Here is a 16,429-nt window from a genome sequence, read left to right as displayed (position 1 = left end):
TCAAGGGTTCCATTGGTTGGAAAGGGCCGGACGCACGGTTTTCAAGTCCGGGGAATTTTCCAGGAAGTTGTCCGGGTAGTAGCCAAAACTCGTGACCCCCTGGCGTTTGAGCACGCCCATCCATTCGGCCAATTGCGCACCGTTCAGGTCCGGCGCGGCCTTGGTGCGCCAGTCTTTGGCTTGCAGTTCGAATACGGTGCGTTCCAGTGCGCCGGGGCGCGCCTTGACCGTGGCGACCAGTTTTTCCAGCCAGGCATTGGAATTCTTGAGCGTCTCGCCTTCCATCAGCGGCATGGCCATCGGCGCGGTCCAGTCATAGGTCTGGAGGAAGTCGTCGAGGTTCTGCGCGAACCACGCTTCGCTCTGCGGGTTGAGCATCGGCTCGGCGAAGATATTGCGCGCGGTCTGCACCTGCGGACCACCGATGGCGCGGACCTTGGCGGTCAGCTCCTGGGTGAAGTCGATCAGGTAACGACTCTTGAAGCGCGTCCAACGCTGCATCACCGCCGGGTCGGCGCGCAGGGCCGCGATGCTGGCGGGCAGGCCGTTGGCGGCATAGACCTTGAGCGCGGCGGGGCTGGCGTCTTCGAAGTCGGACAGCAGCGCATCGTCGTGGTACAGCACGCCGTCGATGGCATTGTTGCGGGCCAGGTCCTCATAGATCTCGCCAATGATCTTGCGCACCTGCGGGTCGAACGGCGACAGGCGCTGGTATTGATCCGGGTCGAGGCCGACCTTGCCGGTCTCCGGGTCCCAGCGGGTCACGCGCGGCAGCTTGGGGTCGAGGGCGAAACTGAGCACCGGCATCCAGGCATACACGCTGGCATGGGCACGGGTGTGCAACTGCCAGGCGACACGGTTGAACAGGTCGGCACGCACCGGCAAGTGGCGGTTGGGGAAGTACAGTTGATGCACTAGGCCATCACCCTTGGGGTCGGCGAAGGCTTGCAGGAACACGGTGCCCGCGCCCATGTCCACCACGCGCTGCACCAGTTGGTCGAGGTTGCGCGCTTGTTGGGCCGGGTCCGGGTCGTAGACGTTGTCCAGGTCCACATGCAGCACCCGCAGCGGTGCCTGGGTTTGCACCGCGACGATGCTGTTGGCGAAATGTTCGCCGTCCGGGTCGGACGCCACCAGGAAGCGCGGGCTGTTCATCAGGTTGGACGAGCTGTCGAGGCCGTCTTCCAGGGTCAGGGCCATCTCATAGCCCTGCTCGCCGACGATCGCCAGCGAGGTGCCCTTGGCTGCGCCGTAGGGCCATACCCACACCCGCGGTGCCTTGCCGGTGACGCTGCGGATCTTGTTGGAGATCGCCACGACATCCGCGCGCATCCGCGCCTCGAACTGCGCCTGGGTTTCATAGCGGCCGGTGGCCGGATCGAAGCGCAGGGAGGTCGCCGCCGGCTCCAGGTTGCCCTGGGGGTTGGCCAATATCCCTTTGTGACTGGCATCGGTGTGCGCGGCGATTTCCACCAGACCCGAGCGGGACACTTCGCGGATCTGCGCCCAGGTCAGGAACTCACCCCGCGGGCGCGGTGAGCCGGCGAAGTCCACCGGTTGGTTCATCGGCGTGTCGATCCAGGTGCCAACCGGCGCGAGCAGGGCCGGCCAGTGATAGGCCCGCAGTATCGGCATCACGCGGGTATAGAAGCTCGAATAGCCATCATCGAAGCTGAGCATCACGGCTTTCGGCGGCAGCGCTGGACCGCCACGGCGGGCCGCGAGGATCTGGTCGACACTGACCGCCTGGTAACCGTTCTCCCGCAGCCAGGCCAACTGCTCGATCAAACGTTCGGTACGCACCGCCACCACCGCCTGGTCGGGGTCGCGATCCTCGACGTCGTGATAGGCAATGCCCAGGAAATGGTTTTTCGGCCACGGCACTTCGTTGGCCGGGGTCGGCCGCTCGGCGGGTGGAGTGAAAGGGGCGGGCTGCTGGGCGCAGGCACTGGCCAGCAATACACCCAGGACCAGCAAGCAACGGCTGAGGACAGTCATGGTCAGGCTCTTCTAGAAACGGTAAGTGAGGTCGACGAGCAGGCGCAGATCGCGTTCGCGATCACCGTCATAGGGTCGACTGATCAGGCTCAGGTTGGCGCCGGCTTCGAGAACGTCGTTCCAGCGAAAGCGTTGGCCGTAACCGATCAAGCCGACACCGCCGGTGGAATAATCCCTCTGGCTATACGTACCCGCTCCGACTTGGAACTGCTGACTCCACTGGGTCTCGTAGCGGTGATAGAGCACATGGTTGACGGTGACGGTGGGCAACACGCTGAAGTCCGACTTCGGGTTGAAGTACACCGTGTCGGCCTTGCTGTTGTGGCTGGCGCTGACTTCCAGGCCCAGGTCCACTTGCACGCCCGGCGAGCTGTAGATGCCCTCGCGGCCAGTGAGCAAGGTTTCGATGCGGTCGTTGCCGTCGCTGAAGTGGGACGGGCTGAGGGACAGCTTCCACTCACGGCTTTCATTGGCGCGCCAGCGGATGAAGCCGCTGCCGCCGTTGGCCGTGATGTCGGCATTCAGCGCACGCAACGGTGTGGTGGCCGAGAGGTAATCGAGGCTGCCGCCGTATTGCCAGTTATCGTTGATGTCGCGGGCGATCGACACGCGCGCGCCTTGTTTGGAGCCAAAGCCGTAGGAATGGTTGGACACCTCGGCTTCCAGGGTCATGTCGCGGGTCCGCCGCTCCACGCCCACGCGCTGCCAACGGTGCTGGCCGGTGCCTTCGGAAAAGTCGGCGGTGGCGTAGCCGGCGCCGGCGAACAGGCGCCAGTCTTCATCAATGGGCGGCGTGTAGATCACGCTTTCAATGCCCCAGTCACGGCTGCCGGTGACCGCGCCCACGTCGCCGTTATTACCGCCGCCATAGCTTTTGCCGGTGTAGGCCTCGACGCGCACTTCGGCCATGTCGTGGACGTTGCGCAGGCGCTGGAGACGCTGCACCTGGCGGCTGTCGGGGTTGCGGGCGATGACGTCGTCGGCGAGCACGTCGAGTTGGCGCCACTCCTGCAGATCCATGGCGGTGTAGGCCTGGGACACTTCCAGGCTGATGTCGCGCGGCACCTGGGCTTCGGTTTCCTTGAGGGTCGCTTCGGCGCGCCGTGGCAGGTCGCGGGCGCGGTACATGTCCGCCTGGGCCAGGCGCAGGCCGACGTTGCCCGGAGCCCGTGCCACCAGGGCTTCCAGGCCGGCTTCGCTGCCCGGCAGATCGCCCCCGTACACGCCGGACTGCGCCGACAGTTGCTGGGCATCCATCCATGCATCGTTGGGGTTGCCGATGGGCAGGCCTTTGAGTTCGACCCGCGGTTTCTGGTTGTCGGCGAGGGTAGTGGCGACCTTGCGGGCTTCGACACCTTTGTCGCTTTCCTGCAGGGCGTAGAACAAGGCCGTGCTGTCTTCGACCCGGTCATCGGGCTCGGCGTCGGTGGCGCTCAGTGCCTGGCGATACAGCGGCTCGGCCTTTTCCGGCTGGCGCTGGTCAAGGTAGGACGCCGCCACCCAGCGCACTGCGTAGGTCGGCAATTGCACGCCTTCGGCCGTGAGGGTTTCGTACTCGCGAATCACCTCGGCGGTGCGCGCCCGGGCCTTGAGTGCGCCCAGGCGGTCGATGCGCCAGCGCACCACGTCGTCATGGGCGCTGGCATCGGGGGTCCAGCGGGTGAGCAATTTGTCGTAGTCCTGCAGGGCGCGGTCGGCGATCACGTAGCGTTCTTTCTCGGTGCGCGTGGCGAACTCGGCCATGCGTACCCGTTCGGCGGCCAGGTCGCCTTCGAGGCGGCGCTGGGTGACGGGGTCGAGCAGGCCCGGGCGCTGGGTCGCCAGACGCAAGGCCGGCTCCGGCAGGCGGGCCTTTTGCAGGGCGACGATGTATTCACGGGCAACTTCAGGCTTGTCGCCGGCGCGGATAAACGCTTGGTCGAACTCGAACAGGGCGTCGTAATTCAAGCCGGCGCGGGTCAGCGCGTAGCCCAGGGCCATGCGCCGGTTGGGGTCGTCGGGCTTGGCCGCGACCATTGCGCGGGTGCGCTGCACGGCCTCGCTGGCTTGGCCGCCGTCGGCCTGGGTCAACGCCAGGCCGAGTTGCAGGTCGGTATTGTTCGGTTCACGCAGCAACGCCTGGCGATACACCGCCTCGGCCTTGGCCCACTGCTGTTGGTTGCGATAGGTGCGCGCCACCGTGGCGAGCGCCTGGGGCGTGAGGTTGCGATTCTGGCCCTGGGCCTCGTACACCTTCAGTACTTCGGCGTCCTGGCCGGCCCACCCGGCGATCACCAGATGGTCGCTGACCTGGCCCGCTGTCTGCCGTTCGGCAGGCAACTGGCGCAGTTGGGTCAGCGCGGGGGTGAAGTTGCCGTTGCGCGCCTGGATGATCAGGGCGTCATAGGCCGGGTCGGCCACGGCGAAGGTGGGCATCAGCAACTGACTGCACAAGGCGACCCCGATGAGCAGCCGCAACCGGCCTGATGCACTGAGTGGTGGGTTTGGCAACATATCGCGAGCTTCCTTACACACGGAAAGCTGTAACGATAGGTGGTCCTGAGCAATTTGCTGCAGGGTGCCGGCGTCTCGGGACCCGGCCTAGCTTTCCTGTGGGAACTATCCCTCAAGAAAATAGGAAAAAGTCCAATTCAGAACAATTGTTCAGAATTGCCCGACATCCTGAAAAAAATCAATGTGGCGGCGGACTTACCGAAGATAACGGGGCTTCAGCCAATCGCCATGGCGACTATTTGACCCGTTTCACCCGCAAACCCGCCCCCGCTTTTTTTATTTCTGACCGCTGCAGAATTTTTTACTGCGCGCCGCCCATCGCACCGACTTTGGACATGACGAAGGAGAGGAACTGCTCAACCGTCATCTTCTGGCCGTTGAACGTCACTTCGTTGTTGGCGTAGTGCAGCTTGGACACCACGTCGCTGCCGACCAGGGTCGCCAGTTGCGTACCGACGGCCATGCCGCTGATCATCTCGCTGGCCATCTGGGATTGCTGCTCGATGGCTTCAGGGTCGGTCACACCACCGAGCTGCGCTTGCAGGGCGGCAACGTCGGCGATCATTGGCTTGGACAGGCTCAGGTTGGCATCGAGCAACGCGATGATCTGCTTGCCCAGCTCCATCGGCGGCAGTTCCATGCTGCTTGGCTTGGCCAGGTCCACGACCAGGCTGAATTTGCTTTCGCCACGGGTGGTTTTCAGCGACAGGTTTTCCACCGCCACTTGCGGCTTGGCGGCCAGCAGTTGGTTGACGTTGGTATCGGCCAGGGCCTGCTCGGCGTCGCTCAGTTGCAGCTCGGGTACCGGTTCCCCGGCGGCAGCGGCGGCCTGCACGGGTGCCATCTTGTCCTGATAGAGCTTGGTCAGCACCAGCATCGACGGCACGTCGACGTTCTTCATGCTCAGGGCCATGGCGGCCGAACCCACGGGTTTGCCCTGGTAACCGATCTCGTCGATCTTGTAATCGACGCGCCCGGCCAGGTTGTTGTCCTTGGTGTCGCTGGTGTCTTTCTGCTCGAAGCCCTTGAGGGTCAGCACGGCCTTCTGCGGGCCCATGGTGAGCTTGGTGTCGGTCAGTTCCACGGTGTTCTGCCCGGTGTAGAAACCGAACGTGGATTTTTCCAGGTTGCTGGCCACTGTCAGCCCGGCTAGTTCGGCTTCGAACGGCGAGCCATTGGCGTCGACGACGGCGACCTTGAGGCTGTTCATGTAACCGTCGGCCTTGACCTTCTTGCCTTCGGCGCTGCTGTCGAAGTTCAGGTTGGCACCGGAGAAGCTCACCGACGACTTGTCGTCCTTGAACGCCAGGGGCAGCAATTCGACGTTGCCGTTGACCGAGAGGCTGTAGCCGATGTTGGCCACGCCCTTGAGCGGCGACACGTCTTTGGCGGCGGCAAACCACTTCTCGGTGGTGGCGTTCTTTTCCAACTCATAGTGACTGGTGGCCATGACCGGCAGCCATTTCAGCGTGACCAGGCGCGACAACGGCAGCGGGCCGTGTTCGATATGGTCGACGAACAGCAATTCAGGGTTCGGGTTGTCTTCGCCGAAGACCGCACCTTGTGCTTTCAGGCGGTAATGGGCGGTGCTGCTGAACACGCCACGCTCCAGGGACACCAGCTCAAGGGCCATCGTGCCGTCGACGCCGGCCATGGAGGTCTTCAGTTCCTTGTTGGCGTTCTGGATCGCGGTTTGCAGCACCGGTTCCAGTTGCTTACCGGTGTACCAGGCGCCGCCTGCACTGACGACGCCAACGGCGACAACAAAACCCAAAAGAACGACTGCTGGCTTATTCATGAGGTGACCTGATCAAATCCTGTGAGAAGTGGGCTGTCTTCCTTGAACCCCGAGTGAGGTTGGCTCAAGCCCGCCGAAAAACGGGGGGAAGATTAGCACTGGCGGCCGCGAACGGCCCAGACTTTCAGAGGGATCAGTTCCACGCAAGTTCAGGAATATTCCGTTTCGATCTCGTCCAACTGGTGGTCGAAACTCTTCAACCGGGCGGTCCAGGTGTACACCAACACCTCGAATTCACGGTGTATCACGGCATTACCGGGGGTATCGACCTTGGGGTCGCAGAAGTCCAGTTGGTAGCGTTCGCGGGCCATCTGCGTGGCCACATCGGACAATTCCCGCGCATTATTCAGCCAATGTCTACCGTCGGCGACCTGCCGATCCAGCAGCACGCATTGTTTTTTCAGGGTCTCGAGGCTTTTTTCCAGGGGCGTGCCGGTCAGGTCGCCCATGACTTCCTGGAAGGTGCGCCCGGGCTGCCAATAGCTGCCCCAGAAATAGCGGTCGAACACGGTTTCGACCCGGCGCAGGGCGACCTTGGTGTCCCAGATCGCGACGCGGGTCTTGCCTTGTTCGAGGAGTTTTTTCTTCACCTTTTGGTTTTGGTAGGACGCCCAGGCGACGACGCCGATGGACAAGGTGCCGATCACCAGGCAGGCGCTGTCGAGAAACACCATGGCCGTGTCGATTCGGTGAGCGAGCATGACGCCGTAGAAGTAGGCCGCCGATAACAACACCAGTGCGAAGCACACGCACCAGAAAGCGGGAGCATAAGGGTTTTTCATTATTGGAATCCCCATGAGCAAACGCGAGCTGTGTCAGGCGGGCCCTCTGCCGGTCAAAAAGCATGGCGGCCCGCTTGTCAAAGCATAGCTAGCTGCTCAGGGTTTGCCGGGCTGTGAGGCTTGCGTTCGTCCGCTTTCCCAGCCGCCGCCCAGGGCCAGGAACAGATCGATCTGGCTCATGGCAACCTGGGTGTTGGCCGCCGCCAGTTGCGCGCGCACATCGGTGTAGGTGCGCGTGGCTTGCAGGTCGGCGAGGAACGATGCGCGGCCGGCCTGGAAGAAGCGGTGGGTCTGGTCTGCGGCTTCCTTGGCCGATGCGTCGGCTTCGGCCAGGGCATCGCGGCGCTGTAACTGCGCGGTGTACTGCGCCAGGCCGGTCTGGGTTTCGCGGATGGCGTTGAGCACCACCCCGTCGAAGTGCGCGAGGGCGCCCTGGGTCGCCGCTTCGGCTTCGTGGATGCGCGCGCGGGCGCCGTTGGTCGGCACGGTCCAACTGATCATCGGGCCAAAGCCCCAGCGGTTGGTGGCCGGTGTGCCGAGATTTTCGAGCAACCCGACCGTGCTGACCGAGGCGCCGATGCTGATGTCCGGGTACAGCGCGCCCGTGGCCACGCCGATGCGCGCAGTGGCCGCGGCCAGTTGGCGTTCCGCCTGGCGCACATCGGGGCGACGCTTGAGCAGCGTCGCGCCATCGCCCACCGGCAGCAGTTGGGCGATGTGCGGGAGTTCGGCGCACGTACCGGTGCCCGCCGGCAGTTGCGCCACCGGCTTGGCCAGCAGCATCGACAGGCGAAACAGCCCGGCCTGGCGCGCAGCTTCGTAGCGCGGCATGTCGGCGCGCAAGGATTTGTACTGGGTCTGCGAGCGGGTGACCTGGGTTTCATCGCCGCGCCCGGCGTCGCGCAGGCGCTGGGTCAACGTCGTGCTCTGGGCTTGCAGGTCGAGGGATTCGTTGGCGATCGCCAGCTCTTCGTTGGCCGCGCAGACTTGCGTGTACGAACGCACCACATCGGCGACCAGGGTGATCCGCGCAATATCGGCCGCGGCCTGGGTTGCGTCGGCGCTGGCCTGGGCGCTTTCGATGCCGCGCTGCAAGGTGCCGAACAGATCGAATTGATACGAGGTGGTGATCCCCACGCTGCCGATGTTGCCCACCGGGACTTTTTCCGAGAGTAAAAACGCTTCGCCGGACTCTTGCAGGCGCTGGGCTTCGGCCTTGGCGCCGGCGCTCCAGCCGCCGACGGATTCAGCCTCCTGCACCTGATAGCGCGCCCGCTGCAAGTTGGCGGCGGCGACGCGCAGGTCGGTGTTGGAAGCCATGGCCTGGCGCACCAGTTCATCCAGGCGCGGGTCGTTGTACAGCTTCCACCAGTCCGCCGGCACCGGCGCCGAGACCACGTTGGCGCCCTCGCCCGCCAGTTGCCCTTGCAGGTCGCCACGGTTCATGGCGGCCTTGTCCGGCAGTCGATAATCCGGGCCGACCACCTGGCAGGCTGACAACAGCACACCCAGCGCCGCGGTTGCCAAAATCTGCTTCATGGCTGGGCTCCGTCCTTGGGCTTGTCGCCGATGATCGACACCGTCGCGGTGCGCCCGGCGATCATGCGAAAGTCCGCCGGCACCTCGTCAAACGCGATACGCACCGGAATCCGCTGGGCCAGGCGCACCCAGCTGAACGCCGGGTTGACGTTGGGCAGCAGGTTGGCGCCGCTGCTGCGGTCACGGTCCTCGATACCGGCGACGATGCTCTGCACATGGCCGTGCAGGCGGGCGCCGTCGCCAATCACACGGATATCGACGCCCATGCCGACGTGGATGCCGTCGAGCTTGGTCTCTTCGAAGTAGCCGTCGATATGGAAGGAGTTGCTGTCCACCACCGACAGCACCGGGCGCCCGGCGGTGACGAACTCCTGCGTGCGCGGCGCACGGTCGTTGACGTAGCCGTCCACCGGGCTGCGGATCACCGAACGGTCGAGGTTGAGTTGCGCCGAGTCCACCGTCACTTGCGCTTCGGCCAGGGCCGACTGGGCACGGGCGACGCGGGACTGGCTTTCTTCCAGTTGCTCGCTCGGCACCAGGTTGCCCAGGCCACGGTTACGCTTGTACTCGCGCTGGGCCTGGGCCAGGGTTTCCTGGCGGTCGGCCACGGCGGCCTGGGCCTGGCGCAGGGCCAGCTTGAAGCGGTCCTGGTCGACGGCGAACAGCACCTGGCCTTTGCTCACCAGTTGGTTGTCGCGCACGTCGACGCGCTGGATCAGCCCGGACACGTCCGGGGCGATCTGCACGATATCGGCACGGATGTGGCCGTCACGGGTCCAGGGCGCAAACATGTAGTACATGACCATGCGCCATACGACGACGACCGCGAAGCTCACGATCAACAACGTCAGGACGACACGGCCGATGGTCAAAAAAGGTTTTTTCATGTCATCAGGTATCGACTGAGTGAGTCCACCGCGCCCAGCAACAGCGCGTAGAGCCCCACGTTGAACAATGCCCGGTGCCAGACCAGGCGATAAAAGTGCAGACGGGTCAACAACCCGTGCACCAGCAGAAACAACACGTAAGCAATGCCCATCAGCACCAGCAGCGTGGGCAGGAACACCCCGCTGATATCCAGATCACCGATCATAAAGGCGCTCCATCAGGCAGCGGCGCTTCGGTCTCGGTGCCGCCAATCAATTCCACGCCGGGCAACAGCGCCAGGCGCAGACCCGCCAGGGCATGCAACAGATGCAGGCGGGTGTCGTCTTCGTCTTGCAGGCCTTGGCCGTTGAGGGCGCGGCGCGTGCGGTCGAGGGTCATCAGCAGGCCGCTGGGCGAAGGCAAGCGTCGGCCCGCCTTGAGGCAGGCCTTGTAGTAAGCGCCGACGCCTTCCACCACTTGGCCGAGCAACACCCGCGGTACGCCGTAGATCCGTGGCGAGTAGGCCAGCAGGTCGAGCAGGTTCAGCGCCACGCGCAAATCGCGCAGGGCGACGCCGGTGTCATGGCCGATGATGGCCAGGCGCGGCAGGTGCTGCATCAAGCGGTCGAGCATTTGCGCGGCCAGGTGCCGTTGTTCGGCCAGGTTCGCCGGTTCGGTCAGGCCGACGATGTCGTGCCAGGTGAACCGGGTCAGGCGCTTGGCGGCCAACTCGGCACCGAAGGGCCGCGCGATCAGCGTCCACACAAAGGCAAACAGCAGGCCCACGGGCCCGGCCAGGTTGACGTTGGCGAAGTTGAGGAAGTCGGCGTCATAGGCGCCCTGGATGCTGATGAAGGACGAGGTGTTCACTAACGTCAGCAGCATGCCCAGGTAGAAACGCGGTTGGACCGTGAGTGTGCCGATGCAGATAAACGGCACCGCGAACGCCAGCACCAGCATGGGGAAATCGTGCAGGTTGGGCAGCACCAGGAACAGATACAGGCTGGCGAACAGCACCGACATGGCGGTCCAGAAAAAGAACCGGTAGATCTGCGGCGCCGGGTCGTCCATCGACGCAAAGAAGCTGCAGGCGACGGCTGCCAGGATCACGGCGCTGCCGCCGTCAGTCCAGCCCAGCAGAATCCACAGCACCGAGGCGACGATGATCGCGGTGACGGTGGAAAACGCCGAGTAGAACATCAGGCCACGGTCGAGAAAAGGCGTCAGGCGGCCCAGGCGCCAGTGGCGGTAAACGGCGCGCCAGGTGTCCTGGCTCTCGCATTGGATCGCGGCCTGCAGGCTGCGGCAGTCTTGCCACAGGTCGATCCACTCACCCAGGCGATACAGGGCGTTGGAGAACAGCAGCGTGTGGCGGTCGTCCAGCGCTTCGCCTGCCGGTTGCAGCGCGTCGAGTTGGTCACGCAGGGTGCGCCAGCGCTCCAACGGGGCCGACTCGGTGGTGCTTTGCAGCCACTGATCCGTGGCCTCCAACAGCGGCGCGAGCGTTTCGAGAAACTCCGGCGCACGGTGTTCGATGGCGTATAGCGCATCGTCGAGCGCATCCACCACCGGCAGCAGGTGGATCATCCGCCCGCGCAGTTCCTTGGTGTTGCGCACCGTCTGCGGCCGGGCGCCTTCGTGGGGCAACTGGCCGATCATCAATTCCAACGTGTTGAAGGTGGCGACCATACCGCCGCGCAAGGCGCTGACTTCGTCGCGCGCCACGTTGCGGCTCATAAAGCGCTGGCTGTAGACCTGGGCGTCGCTGAACCACTTGGCCACCGAGCCATCGAACACCGGCATCAGGCGCCGCGGCCAGAACATTGCGCCGACCACCGCCGCCACCGCGATGCCAAGAAAGATTTCCTCGGTGCGCGCTTCAGCCACGTCCCACACCGTCAGCGGGTTATCCACCACCGGCAAGGCGATCAGCGGCAAGGTGTAGCCGGCCAGCATCAAGGCGTAGTTGTTCGCGGTGCGCAGGTGCATGGAGAGAAACAGCAGGGTGCCCGTCCACAATGCAATCACCACCACCAGCAGGTAGGGCGATTGCACAAACATCGGCACGAACACCACCGCCGCCGCCGCGCCCATGAAGGTGCCGATCGCACGGTACAGCGCCTTGGAACTGGTCGGCCCGACAAACGGGCTGGAGACGATGTACACCGTGGCCATCGCCCAGTACGGACGCGGCATTTGCATGAGCATGGCGATGTACAACGCGATCATCGACGCCGCGAACGTGCGTACCCCGTAGAACCAGTCCCTGGCCGGCGGCATGCCGGTAAAAAATCCTCTCAAGATGCTGCAACCACAGGGTATTGATGCGCGACTTCGAAGGCGCGCAACACGCGCAGCGCAACCTCCATGTCCGCAGGCGCGATATCGGCCAGCACGTCGCGGCGCAGGCGCACCAGTTGCGCCTCCACCGCCTGTACCAGCTCACGGCCCCGCGCGGTGAGGCTCAAGGCCTTGGCGCGGCGGTCGTGGGTGTCTTCGCTGCGGCACACATAGCCGCCGCTGCACAGTTGGTCGAGCAGGCGCACCAGCGACGGGCTTTCCATCCCCGAAGCCTGGGCCACTTTGACTTGATGCACCCCGTCGCCCAGGCGGCCGATCATCAGCAACGGCACGGCGCAGGCTTCGGAAATACCGTAGCTCACCAGCGTGTTCTGGCAGATTTTGCGCCAATTACGGGCGCCCACCACCATGCTGCTGCTGAGGTTCATCTGGAGTTGTTCGAGGGTTTTGGGCACTGGATCGTTCGCATACAGTTAGTTTGCTAACTATCAATATGGTGGATGGCGCTAGATGCGTCAAGTTTTGAAACAAATTTAGCGGATGGGTGGTGTCGGTAAGTAAAGCGGCTTTCAGTGTGAGGGTTGGATCTTCAACGATAGCCACAACGCCGCATGACCCCCTCCCACATTTGGATCGATGTCGGCTTCAGGATTGCTGTGCGGCCTGCCATTCGGGCGGCGCGTGGGTAAGTAAAGCGGGTTTCAGCGTGAGGGTTGGATTTTCAGCGATAGCCGCAACGCCGCATGACCCATGTGGGAGGGGGCTTGCCCCCGATAGCGGAGTGAAGGCAATACACGGTTGACTGATCTGCCGCTATCGGGGGCAAGCCCCCTCCCACATTTGGATCGGTGTCGGCTTCAGGATTGCTGTGCAACCGGCTTATTGACCGCTCAGTCTCCTAAGTAGCTCTGCCGGAAAATATCAGCACCTTTTGCTCCACCGCCAGACGCTCCAGACTTTCACTGCCTCGGATACAACAACTAACGCAGCCATTAACACCACGTTGTAGTTGGGAACAAGCTGAGCACCCACTAGCAACAGCGAAACAGAAGGCACAATAAAAGCCAATCGCAAGGGTGTTTGAAGGTAAGTAACCCATCTCACCTGTTCACGTCCAAGAAAGAACAGCAAGCACGAGATCACAATGGAAACTTGCAGCAGCATGGCAAAGCCGAACATGAATAACTGCACAACGCTATGATCACGCAGCACCCATAAAGCACTTTCAAGATCACTTAAATATGGAATCCTTCCCTCTATTGCGCTGGCCACTGCATAGCGAATCAGATAAAGGGCATCCATGGCTCCCCAAAACCATAAGATCTGTTTGCGTGTCATTTTTTAACATCCTTGTATTCATAGGCCACATCAGGTGTTACAGGTTGCCAGTGCCAGGATTTTCCACCCTGTAGCCAATTGTCATCCCCTTCCAGATAGCGTTGTTTGATATGCCGTAGATCACCATACCGCCGCTCAACCGATCTGTGAGTGAGCTGATCATCGCGACTGTCAAGCCGCACCCACCGTTGAGTCATAACCCTAGTGGTGTTCGCGAGATCCTTGCCATCCGATAAGAACATTCGCCCCTCATCACCCATGGAAACTAATCGATTAGCCACCAATAGTGCGGCGTTTTTAATGCCATCGTAATCGATGCTGACCTTTTCCCACTTACCCGGTCCGATATAAAGCCGACGGCCCATCAGATGCCCGTATTTAACGCGACACGCTCTACTTAAAGGAACGAAGGGATGATCCGTCACGAATAACCAATCACCTGCCGCGAGTTTATCCAACACTCGCCTTTGATCTTTTTCCCCAGAACAAAAAACAGGGGAAATATTGCATTCACCAAGAAGTTCACTCAGTCCCTGCAACGCATAAGGCGCACGGAAAAACTCCCTTACTTTGCTGCCGGCAAAATAGGGACTCTCGATTTTTGTGAGGTCATATTGTTCAATTTCAGCGCGGGGGATCAGTCGTTTCATGTTGTGTTCAGAATAAGGAGTCAGCCCCTGTTGATAAGGGTTCCTCACTCTGCCCACCATCATCCACTTCCTATTAGTCGATAGGAAATTTCCCAACCTCGTGTATCACCCACCCCAGCGCGCAGGTCGATTGCCATGGTGCGAAGCTTTCCAGAAAAAATTAACTGGGCCGCTTACAGCCCAGTTTTTTACCGCACACTAATTTTTTTTACATTACGGCATTTCATCAAAGATTTTTTTACACCTCTCAATTACGCCGCAACATCAGGTTCAACTCATCCACCACTTCAGCCCAATCCGCATCCTCCAGAATTTCCTCACGCAAAAACGCTTTCTGGCTATCCGTCCAGAAAAACGCATCGGCCAGTTTCAGGTCCGCCTTGAGCGGTGAGTGCGCGGTGACGAACTGCTCGATGCCAGCGGGGTCGTCGGCCAGGCCGAGTTGTTTGAACAGGGAGGGCAAGCTGTGTTCAGGCGATTGCATGATGAGCTCCGGATAGATGGGTTTATCCGAGTCTAGCCCTCACCCACGGCAGGCGCGAGCTTGCGCTACAGGGTTTGCAACCAGGCCTGCAGTTGTGCGACGCATTGCTGCACGGATAGCTGGCCGGTCTCCAGGACCAGGGCGGCTTGCGGCGGTGGTTCGTAGGGTGAGCCGATGCCGGTGAACCCCGGCAGTTCGCCGCGTCGGGCGCGGGCGTAGTGGCCTTTGGGGTCGCGGCGTTCGCAGATGTCCAGTGCGGCGTTGCACCACACTTCCCGATAGTCCGCGCCCAGGCGTTCGGCGAGCACCGCGCGTAATTCGACCAACGGCGCGATCAGCGCCAGGATCACGATTTGCCCGTTGTCCACCAGCAACGCCGCCAGTTCGGCGGCGCGGCGGATGTTTTCCAGGCGGTCGCCGTCGGCAAACCCCAGGTCTTTGTTCAAGCCGCCACGCAAGGCATCGCCGTCGAGCACGATGCTGTGTCGGCCTTGTTCGAACAACGCCGCCTGCAGCCCTTGGGCCAGGGTCGATTTACCCGACGCCGGCAGGCCGGTCAGCAGGATCGCCACGCCGCGATGACCGTTGCGAGCCTCACGCTGGGCACGCGTGATGCTCGCGGTCGGTGCCACCAGGTTACTTGGCGGCGGCACGGGGCACCGGGGCGGCGATGTTGCCGGCGGCCCACGCCGATTCGCGGCCGGCCAGCGCGGTGGCGATGGACTGCACGCGGTCGGAATCGACCTGCTCCGGCAACGGGTCGAGCCCGGCGCTGGCGAAGATCTGGCCGTAGGCGTTGCGCAGGTCGGCGTAGGCCAGGTCGCGGCGCAGGTCGGCTTGCAGGGTATTGAGTTCGCCCTGGATCAGGTCCAGTTCGCCCAGGCCTGCGGCTTGGTGACGGTTGCGCAGTTGGGTGAGGATCTGCCCGTCGATGTCGGCCAGCTGTTCGTTGGTCTTGAACTGGCGCACGGCGTCCTGGAAGTTCGCGTTGGCGACGTAGAGTTGCGCCAGCACCGCGATGGACATGGCCTGGCGCCGTGCGGTGGCGACTTCTTCGCCGGCCTTGGCGACGTCGATGGCCGCCGGGGCGGAGAGCACGTTGAACAGGTTCCAGGTGACCTTGGCGCCGTAGTCGGCCCAGCGGTTGTCCACCAGGAACGAGTTGCTGTCGTAATGCCCACCGGCCGAGAATTCCAGGCCCGGCAGCAGGCGCAGCATGGCCTTGCGGGTTTCGGCGGCGCTGATGCGGGTCTGGTAGTCCTGCTCGCGCAGTTCAGGGCGGTTGGCCAGGGCTTCCTGTTCCAGGCTGGCGAAGTTGACCTTGAGCTGCGGCACGGCGTAGTCGTCCGGCGTGGCCAGCTTGAGGTCGGTGCCCATGGGCAGGTTGATCAGGGTCGACAGTTCAGTCTTGGCCAGGGAGAGCGCGCGGCGCTGTTCCTGCAATTGGCGCGTGGCTTCGATCAGCGAGCGCTGGTAGCCCAGGGCCTGGATCGGGTCGCCGATACGCTGCTCGCTCATGCTTTGGCTGTTGCTCTGGGCCTGGTCGACCCGCGCCATCAGGCTGTCGATCTGGGTCAGCAGGCGTTCGGCCGCGACCGCCCGCCAATAGGCCGAGCGCACGTCCTGGACGATGGTGTTGATCACCTTGCGGCGCCGCTCCTGGACGATCAGGCGTTGGTCGCCTTGCTGTTTGGCACTGATGTAGCTGACGCCAAAGTCGAGGACGTTCCACACCATGGTCAGGTCGGCCACGCGACGGTCGCGGTCCTGGGATGTCGACGGCTCCAGGGACTGGGTGCCGGTGCGAACACTCTGGCTGCTGGAGGCGTTGGTGTTGTTGCGCCCGGCGTAACCGGCGGACAACGCCATGCGCGGCAGCATGTCGAAACTGGCGAGGTCGAGTTGGCGCTTGGCCAGGGCCTCCTCCATGATCTTCAAGCGCCCTTCGAGGTTGTATTTAACCGCCCGGGCCATGGCCTGGTGCAGTGTCAACGGGCCGTTCAATGGCTCCTGATCCTTGTACATACCGTGCAGGTCGCTGCGGGCTCGCTGCTCACTGACACTGCGCTCAATCGGCTCGCTGGTGACCGCACAACCGCCGATCGCCAGCGCCAGCACGCTGGCGCCGAACAACTTATGAACTGTATTCATCCTTGGACTGCCCCTGTTACTGCGCCTT

At 62.8% G+C, this 16,429-nt stretch carries 14 protein-coding genes; all 14 read right to left on the bottom strand.

Annotated features, from left to right (window positions below):
- Nucleotides 1-1,998, bottom strand: coding sequence for a poly-beta-1,6-N-acetyl-D-glucosamine N-deacetylase PgaB (gene pgaB, locus JN756_RS00840; protein ID WP_046385107.1), 1,998 nt, complete (start codon nt 1,996-1,998; stop codon nt 1-3).
- 12 nt (nt 1,999-2,010) lie between these two features.
- Nucleotides 2,011-4,491, bottom strand: coding sequence for a poly-beta-1,6 N-acetyl-D-glucosamine export porin PgaA (pgaA, locus tag JN756_RS00835; RefSeq protein WP_057006045.1), 2,481 nt, complete (start codon nt 4,489-4,491; stop codon nt 2,011-2,013).
- Between the two features lie 301 nt (nt 4,492-4,792).
- A complete protein-coding gene (locus tag JN756_RS00830) occupies nt 4,793-6,289 on the bottom strand; it encodes a YdgA family protein (RefSeq protein ID WP_126587699.1) in 1,497 nt (498 codons plus the stop codon).
- Between the two features lie 149 nt (nt 6,290-6,438).
- Entirely contained in the window at nt 6,439-7,071 is a 633-nt protein-coding gene (locus JN756_RS00825; RefSeq protein WP_026139839.1) for a hypothetical protein, read from the bottom strand.
- 96 nt (nt 7,072-7,167) lie between these two features.
- Nucleotides 7,168-8,610: an efflux transporter outer membrane subunit gene (locus JN756_RS00820; RefSeq protein WP_046385110.1), complete on the bottom strand. Its 1,443-nt coding sequence runs from the start codon at nt 8,608-8,610 to the stop codon at nt 7,168-7,170.
- Nucleotides 8,607-9,497 carry an efflux RND transporter periplasmic adaptor subunit gene (locus tag JN756_RS00815; protein ID WP_017845524.1) on the bottom strand — a complete coding sequence of 297 codons (891 nt, stop codon included), beginning with the start codon at nt 9,495-9,497 and terminating at the stop codon, nt 8,607-8,609. The genes JN756_RS00820 and JN756_RS00815 overlap by 4 nt, the downstream gene beginning before the upstream one ends.
- Nucleotides 9,494-9,703 (bottom strand): DUF1656 domain-containing protein, encoded by a 210-nt coding sequence (locus tag JN756_RS00810; RefSeq protein ID WP_046385111.1) that lies wholly within the window; start codon nt 9,701-9,703, stop codon nt 9,494-9,496. Before JN756_RS00810 ends, JN756_RS00815 begins: the two co-directional genes overlap by 4 nt.
- Entirely contained in the window at nt 9,700-11,778 is a 2,079-nt protein-coding gene (locus JN756_RS00805; protein WP_126587695.1) for an FUSC family protein, read from the bottom strand. The genes JN756_RS00810 and JN756_RS00805 overlap by 4 nt, the downstream gene beginning before the upstream one ends.
- Nucleotides 11,775-12,206 (bottom strand): MarR family winged helix-turn-helix transcriptional regulator, encoded by a 432-nt coding sequence (locus JN756_RS00800; protein WP_017845527.1) that lies wholly within the window; start codon nt 12,204-12,206, stop codon nt 11,775-11,777. The genes JN756_RS00805 and JN756_RS00800 overlap by 4 nt, the downstream gene beginning before the upstream one ends.
- A 493-nt stretch (nt 12,207-12,699) precedes the next feature.
- Nucleotides 12,700-13,116 carry a hypothetical protein gene (locus JN756_RS00795; protein WP_177030627.1) on the bottom strand — a complete coding sequence of 139 codons (417 nt, stop codon included), beginning with the start codon at nt 13,114-13,116 and terminating at the stop codon, nt 12,700-12,702.
- On the bottom strand, nt 13,113-13,766 hold the full coding sequence (locus JN756_RS00790) for a hypothetical protein (protein ID WP_132849955.1): 654 nt from the start codon (nt 13,764-13,766) through the stop codon (nt 13,113-13,115). Before JN756_RS00790 ends, JN756_RS00795 begins: the two co-directional genes overlap by 4 nt.
- A 247-nt stretch (nt 13,767-14,013) precedes the next feature.
- The gene (locus JN756_RS00785; RefSeq protein ID WP_201021699.1) at nt 14,014-14,250 is read right to left on the bottom strand and encodes a DUF2789 domain-containing protein; all 237 of its coding nucleotides are present in this window, start codon (nt 14,248-14,250) and stop codon (nt 14,014-14,016) included.
- 65 nt (nt 14,251-14,315) lie between these two features.
- Nucleotides 14,316-14,903: an adenylyl-sulfate kinase gene (cysC, locus tag JN756_RS00780; RefSeq protein WP_201021698.1), complete on the bottom strand. Its 588-nt coding sequence runs from the start codon at nt 14,901-14,903 to the stop codon at nt 14,316-14,318.
- Entirely contained in the window at nt 14,887-16,401 is a 1,515-nt protein-coding gene (locus tag JN756_RS00775) for a TolC family protein (protein WP_201021697.1), read from the bottom strand. The genes cysC and JN756_RS00775 overlap by 17 nt, the downstream gene beginning before the upstream one ends.
- Between the last annotated feature and the right edge of the window lie 28 nt (nt 16,402-16,429).

The organism is Pseudomonas sp. Y39-6 (assembly GCF_023651955.1).
Classification (GTDB): domain Bacteria; phylum Pseudomonadota; class Gammaproteobacteria; order Pseudomonadales; family Pseudomonadaceae; genus Aquipseudomonas; species Aquipseudomonas veronii.
The sequence above is the reverse complement of the archived record's forward strand: the minus strand, read 5'-3'. Positions and strand labels throughout refer to the sequence as shown.